Annotated in this window: 7 protein-coding genes; 4 read left to right on the forward strand and 3 right to left on the reverse strand. The window is 74.5% G+C overall.

Going from position 1 to position 6,212, the window contains the following annotated elements:
• The first annotated feature begins 39 nt into the window (after positions 1-39).
• The 3 genes from IE329_RS37375 (at position 40) to IE329_RS37385 (ending at position 2,895) form a co-directional block, all read left to right on the forward strand.
• Positions 40-549, forward strand: a complete 510-nt coding sequence (locus IE329_RS37375; protein ID WP_190215512.1) for a SigE family RNA polymerase sigma factor — start codon at positions 40-42, stop codon at positions 547-549.
• A 94-nt stretch (positions 550-643) separates the two neighbouring features.
• Positions 644-1,087, forward strand: coding sequence for a cellulase (locus tag IE329_RS37380; protein ID WP_190215513.1), 444 nt, complete (start codon positions 644-646; stop codon positions 1,085-1,087).
• A gap of 86 nt (positions 1,088-1,173) precedes the next feature.
• Positions 1,174-2,895, forward strand: a complete 1,722-nt coding sequence (locus IE329_RS37385) for a dolichyl-phosphate-mannose--protein mannosyltransferase (protein ID WP_373311426.1) — start codon at positions 1,174-1,176, stop codon at positions 2,893-2,895.
• Positions 2,896-3,184: 289 nt separating this feature from the next.
• On the opposite strand, the gene IE329_RS37390 is transcribed toward IE329_RS37385, so the two are convergent.
• Positions 3,185-3,382: a hypothetical protein gene (locus IE329_RS37390; protein ID WP_190215514.1), complete on the reverse strand. Its 198-nt coding sequence runs from the start codon at positions 3,380-3,382 to the stop codon at positions 3,185-3,187.
• Positions 3,383-3,679: 297 nt separating this feature from the next.
• Here IE329_RS37390 and IE329_RS37395 point away from each other — a divergent pair, with 297 nt between their 5' ends.
• On the forward strand, positions 3,680-4,111 hold the full coding sequence (locus IE329_RS37395; RefSeq protein WP_190215515.1) for an organic hydroperoxide resistance protein: 432 nt from the start codon (positions 3,680-3,682) through the stop codon (positions 4,109-4,111).
• Positions 4,112-4,615: 504 nt separating this feature from the next.
• Here the strand turns inward: IE329_RS37395 and IE329_RS37400 are convergent.
• Together IE329_RS37400 and IE329_RS42160 are read right to left on the reverse strand one after the other, a co-directional pair.
• A complete protein-coding gene (locus tag IE329_RS37400; RefSeq protein WP_190215516.1) occupies positions 4,616-5,167 on the reverse strand; it encodes a CGNR zinc finger domain-containing protein in 552 nt (183 codons plus the stop codon).
• 99 nt (positions 5,168-5,266) lie between these two features.
• Positions 5,267-5,950 (reverse strand): HEAT repeat domain-containing protein, encoded by a 684-nt coding sequence (locus tag IE329_RS42160; protein ID WP_190215517.1) that lies wholly within the window; start codon positions 5,948-5,950, stop codon positions 5,267-5,269.
• Between the last annotated feature and the right edge of the window lie 262 nt (positions 5,951-6,212).

The following is a 6,212-nucleotide window of genomic DNA, read 5'->3' on the forward strand; positions in this document are numbered from 1 at the left end:
AGGGGCCGGCGTGTTCGGCGGGGAGGCAAGGGGTCGAGGGTGACGGGGCAGGCGCGGGTCGAGGAGTTCGACCGCTTCGTGGCGGCTCGCTGGCCGGCGCTGCTCCACCTGGCCCGGCTGCTCACCGGCGGGGACCGGCACCGGGCGGAGGACCTGCTGCAGGAGGCGCTCGTCAAGCTGTGGTTCGCCTGGCCCAGGGTGGCCGAGCAGGCACCCGAGGCGTACGTCCGGAAGGTGCTGGCGCGTGCGGCGGCCCGGTCGGCGCGGCGTCGATGGTGGGGCGAGCAGCCCGTCGGCCGGCTGCCCGACCCGCCCGGGGCCGCGGACGAGGCGGCCGCGGCGGACGAGCGGACCATGCTGGAGGCCCTGCTGGCGTTGCTGCCGGCCCGGCAGCGGGCCGCGGTGGTGCTGCGCTACTACCAGGACCTGCCCGAGGGGCAGGTCGCGGAGGTGCTCGGCTGCCCGCTGGGTACCGCCCGGTCGCTGACGGCCCGTGGCGTCGCACGGCTGCGGCAGTTGCTCGCCGAGGCGGTCAGCCCGGTGGAGTGAGAACCGTCTCCGGCGATGTGGGCCGTGGGTGAGGACCGTACGAGGTGGACCGCGCGGGTGAGCCGTGCGGGGTGAGTTGGGTCAGGAGGGCCGGGTGACCAGGGGAGCCATGGATCGCTTCGAGCAGGAGCTGGTACGGATGATGCGCGAGGGGCAGGAGGAGACGCCCTACGAGGACCGCCACCGCTCCCGCCTGCACGCCGGCGTGCAGGCCCGGAGGCGGGTCCGGACGGCGTGGGCGGCCGCCGGATCGGTGCTGACCGCCACCGGACTCTGCGTCGCACTGCTGCTCGTCGCGGGTTCCTTCTCCGGGGGCGGTCCGGCCGGCCCCCGGCCGCGGCCCCTCGTCTCCGCCGAGTCGGTGACCATGACGTCGCCTGGCCACCCCGCCTCCACCGCCCAGGGGGCGCCGGCGCCGTACCGCCTGTCGACGCCCGGGCCGACGCCCGGGCCCGGCCGGATCTCGGTGCCCGGCCCGGCGACGGGGCCGAGCCCGATCTCGCTGCCCCGGCCGGGTACGGGCGGTCCCGTCGGGTGAGGTCTGCCCCGCCGGCGGGCGACCCGCCGGCCGCCGGGCACCCCGCCCCCGCTCGTCCCGCCCTCCCCGAGGAGAAGGCCCGCCACGTGACACCCGAGAACGCGACCGCTCTCGCCGGCCCGCCGCAACCGGAGGCCGACCGACGGCCGACCGCGTGGGAGCGGCAGCTGCACCGCGCCGGGTACGCCGTCCGCCCGCAGCTCTCCGTCCGCGACCGTCTGGTGGCGCCGTTCCCCGAGCCCGGGTCGCGGATGCGGCGCCCTCCCCGGCTGTCCCCGGCGGCGCTGCGCCGGCTGGCGCGCTGGTCCGGCTGGGGCGGGCCGCTGCTGGTGACGCTCCTCGCCGGGCTGGCGCGCTTCTGGCGGCTGGGCAGCCCGCGGGCGGTCGTGTTCGACGAGACGTACTACGCCAAGGACGCCTGGTCGCTGCTGCGGCTCGGCTACGAGGGCAGCTGGCCGGACCGTCTGGTCGCCGACCCGCAGATCCTCGGCCACCCCCAGGTGATCCCGCTCTCCGGCTCCGGGGCCTTCGTCGCGCACCCGCCGGCCGGCAAGTGGGTGATCGCCCTCGGCGAGTGGATGTTCGGCCTCGGCCCGTTCGGCTGGCGCTTCATGACGGCGGCCCTGGGCACGCTGTCGGTGCTGATGCTGTGCCGCATCGGGCGCCGGCTGTTCCGCTCCACCGTACTGGGCTGCCTGGCCGGGGCGCTGATGGCGGTGGACGGCCTGCACTACGTGATGAGCCGCACCGCGCTGCTCGACCTCGTCGTGATGGTCTTCGCCCTGGCGGCGTTCGGCTGCCTGCTGATCGACCGGGACCGTGCGCGGGCCCGGCTCGCCGCCGCCCTGCCGGCCGGAGGGGACGGCCCGGCGCACCCGGACGGGCACACCGCCGCCCGCGCCGGGACGGGCCCGCGGCCCTGGCGGCTCGCGGCCGGCGCCTTCCTCGGCCTGTCGGCCTCGGTCAAGTGGAACGGCCTGTACTTCCTCGCCTTCTTCCTCGTGCTCACCCTGCTGTGGGACGCCGGTGCCCGGCGCACCGCGGGCGCGGACCGCCCCTACCGCGCGGTGCTGCGCCGGGACTTGGGGTCGGCGCTCTCCCTCGTGCTGGTCACCGCCCTGACCTACCTGGCGACCTGGACCGGGTGGCTCCGGTCCGACCAGGGGTACGGGCGCCACTGGGCGGACGGGCGCGGCGGCACCTGGTCGTGGGTCCCGGCAGCGCTCCGCAGCCTGTGGCACTACGAGTACCAGGTGTACGAGTTCAACGTGGGGCTGAGCACGCCCCACCCGTACGAGTCGAACCCCTGGAGCTGGCTGGTCCTCGGGCGTCCCGTGCTGTTCCACTACACGCAGGCGGAGCCCGGCACGGCCGGCTGCCACGCGGCGACCGCCTGCTCGCAGACGATCCTGGCCCTCGGCACACCGCTCCTGTGGTGGTCGGCCTGCTGCGCGCTGATGTACCTGCTCTTCCGGTGGGCGCTGCGACGCGACTGGCGCGCCGGCGCCGTCCTGTGCGGGGCGGGGGCCGGCTACCTGCCCTGGTTCCTGTACCAGGACCGCACGATCTTCTCCTTCTACGCGGTCGCCTTCGTGCCGTACCTGAGCCTGGCCGTGACGATGATGCTGGCAGCCCTGCCCGGGCCGCCGGGGGCGGGCGAGCGGCGGCGCGTCCGGGGCGTGCTGGTGGCACTCGCGCTCGTCCTGCTGATCGGCTGGAACTTCGTGCACTTCGTCCCGGTCTACACGGGGCAGAGCATCCCGTACGCCGACTGGCGCGCCAGGCTGTGGCTCGACAGCTGGTTCTGAGCCCGGCCGCGCGCCCCGCCCGCGCCGGGAGGCTCGGAGGTTCGCCGCGCGGAACGCGGTGAGCCTCTCGGCTGCCGGCACGGGCGGTGACGGCCGGGCCGGCATCGGCCCCGCCGGCAGGATGACCCGGCATGGCGCCGTGCACATCCGTCGAATGACGTACCGGGCCACCGGCACACGGGTCTCGCCGAACACCGTCGAACGACGCAAGACCCCGAGGGGCGCGGCGGACGAGAATTCCATCCGTCGGGCACACCGCCCGACGAGAGCCGGCCCCGTCCCTCGGGGGTCAAGGACGGTCGCCGGTACCCCGGAACCACCGTCCGAGGTGCAGATCCAGGCACGGGCCGACGCTCGGGCCGAGGCTCAGCGCCAGATACGGATCGACGGTGGCACAGGCGTTCCAGAGGACCTCCGGATCGAAGGTGCCACCAGGGGTGCGCTCGCGGACCGTACCGGCCCCGGGGGTGATGCCCTCGTCGTTCATCGTCCGCTCCTCGCCTCGTCGACGCCTTCATGACGCCCGACCAGCTTGGAACCTGCTTCAGTAACCTGTCAAGAAGGTTATTAGCACGCTTGCGCACGGACTCCATCCTGCGCAAGGCCCTCCGCCGCACCCGACCCGACTCATGGAAAATGGCCGACCGCCGGCTCATATGACCTCGGATCACCCTCAAGGGCCGAATGCCGGGTTGACGCCCAGCGAGACGCCTGGCAATAATCATCACCAGTTAGAACAGTTACTTCAGGGCGGATATGCCCCTACTCATGAGGAGACAGAGCCATGGCAGTCAGCTACACCGGAGTGGTCACCGTGACGGGCGAGGGTCGCAACGGCGGGCAGATCGCCGCGAGCGACGGACTCCTCGTCGCCCCGCTCGCCATCCCGAAGGAGCTGGGCGGCGCCGGCGGCGCCACCAACCCGGAGCAGCTGTTCGCCGCCGGCTGGGGGGCGTGCTTCCTCGGGGCCGTGCGCCGGGCCGCCGCCGAGCGGAAGGTCCGGCTGACCAGCACCGCCATCACGGTCGAGGTGACGCTGACCCACGGCGAGGACGGCGGGTTCGGCCTGGGCGCGGTCCTCAACCTCGAACTCGGCGGCGTGGAGCAGGAAACGGCCGTGGAGCTGGGCGACGCGGCACACCAGCTCTGCCCCTACTCCAAGGCGACGCGCGGGAACATCCCGGTCACCATCAACGCCGTCGCACTGGCCGGCTGACCCGCCGCCCATGAGCCTCCGCCCGGGCCGTGACCGTCCGACCGGTCCGGGCGGACCGTACCCGCGGGCTACCGCCCGTGGTCGATCGGGGCCCCGGCCGCAACCAAGGCCGAAGAGCCCCGGCAACGGCGTCCCGGCAGGGTGGCCGGGACACCCGCGGGGCGCGATGGCCGGTACCGGTGCCGGCCATCGCGCCCCGCCCCTGAGCTCCTGCTCGCCGTTCGCACGGCGAGCAGGAGCTCGGTCTCGTTGGACCGCTTGCGCGGGCCGAGCCGGGCAGCCGGGCCATCGGGGCGGAACGGTCATCACCCCGCCGAGGTCGAGCCCGAGGCGCTTGCGGCAGGTCGCGCCCGGGCCCTGAACGCCGTCTGCACACGTGTGACACCCGGGCGCGAGGCCGGACGGGCGGAACATGCGCTCGAACGGGGTGCGGGCGCGGCCACCCCCCGGCGCCGCACCCCCCGCGCCGTCCGCCTCAACGGCGGACCGGCCCCGGGGGCACGCTCACGCGCCGGCCCCGCTGTGCCGGCGGGCGCGGTAGCCGGCGGCCTTGACCCGGTTCCCGCAGGTCCTCATGGCACACCACTCGCGCCGGCGGCCGCGCGAACGGTCGAGGTAGACCTGGGCGCACTCGGGCCGGGCGCACTCCCGCAGGAGCGCCGCCTCGTCGCCGCCGATGATCTCGACGGTCTCACGGGCGAGGGCAGCGAGCCCCTGGGCCACGGTCCCGGTCCTGGTGGCACCGTCCGCGTGCAGGCGCAGCGTCACCGGCAGCCCCGCCGCGTGCCGATTCACCTCGGCGACGGCCCGCGGCGGCAGCGGCTCGCCGGCGAGGCGGGCGGCGACCAGCGCGTAGATCGACTCGCGCAGGTCCACGGCGATGTCGAGGTCGGTCCGGTCGGCACCGGGCGCGGCGTCGACCATGCCGGCCTCGACGAACCAGGCGTCGAGCCCGCCCGGGGTCGCCAGCTTCTCCGTCGGCACGGCGTTGCGCCGCGCGCGGAGGGTCCCGACGAAGTCGAGGGGCAGGGTCCCGCAGGGAAAGGCATGCATCACGTCACCAGTTTGACTGGTTACCTTCACATGCGCAATGCCTCCCTTCGGATGCACTCACCTTCTGGGCCAGGGGGTGGCGAGCCTCGCCCGTGATCCCAGTCACCCTACAAGGGGGTAACGAGTGCGCGGCTGAGGTTCCCGGCGCCGCTCGTAGCCCGCAGCAGGTTCTGCCAGTCCGTCGTGACCGGGATGGGTCGTCAGTGGTGCTGGATTGCTGTTCCGGCGCGGTTGCACAGCATGTGGTCGATGTCGGAGAGGCGGCCCCAGCCCGGGCTGTGGCTGTTCCTGACGCCGGAGCGGATCTCGACGCGGGCCGTCAGGCCGCGTTCGTCGTCGCGCAGGGCGAGGCCGGCGGCGGCTTCGAGTCTGGCGTCGAAGTACGGGTGGGTCCGCCAGGTGCGCGGCGAATACGGCGCGCACCTCCGGGGTGTCGACGGCGGACGTGGCGAGCGTGTCGAGGGCGTTCGTCCGGGTCACGGGCACGGGGTCGTCGGTGAGGCGCATCAGGGCCGCGACGGCTTCTTCGTGCTTGGTGGTCTTGGTGTGGAGGATCGTGGAAACTCTCGCCCGGACCCGGGGGTCGGCGTGATCGGCGTGCGGCAGGACCGCCGCGACGTCGGCGGAGTAGGAGGCGAAGGCGGCGATGCCGATGGCGAGGGCTTGAGGGTCCTGCTCGCTGTCCAGCAGCGGGCGCAGGAACGCTTCCGCCTCACGGGTGAACGGGAGCTCGGCGTCGTCGTCCTGGTCGACGCCGAGGCTGAACGCGATCGCCAGGTGGTTCATCGTGTCGAGTCCGAAGCGCCTGCGATCCAGGTCGGACGGGTCCTGGGCGGCCTCGTGCGCCCAGTCGAAGGTCTCCTGGTCGGCCCGGAGTCCCAGGTGGAAGACCGAGGACTCGACGGACGGACGGCCCCGCGACCCTCGCTCGCTACGTCCGCCTCCGCCGGTGCGGCCGCCCTGCCCACCGGGCGCGCCGGCCGGGTCGCCCCCGGCCGGGCTCCCGGCCCGCGCACCGGACGCGCCGCGGCCCGCGCACCCTGGGCGG

This window comes from Kitasatospora indigofera, assembly GCF_014655955.1.
Taxonomy (GTDB): domain Bacteria; phylum Actinomycetota; class Actinomycetes; order Streptomycetales; family Streptomycetaceae; genus Kitasatospora; species Kitasatospora indigofera.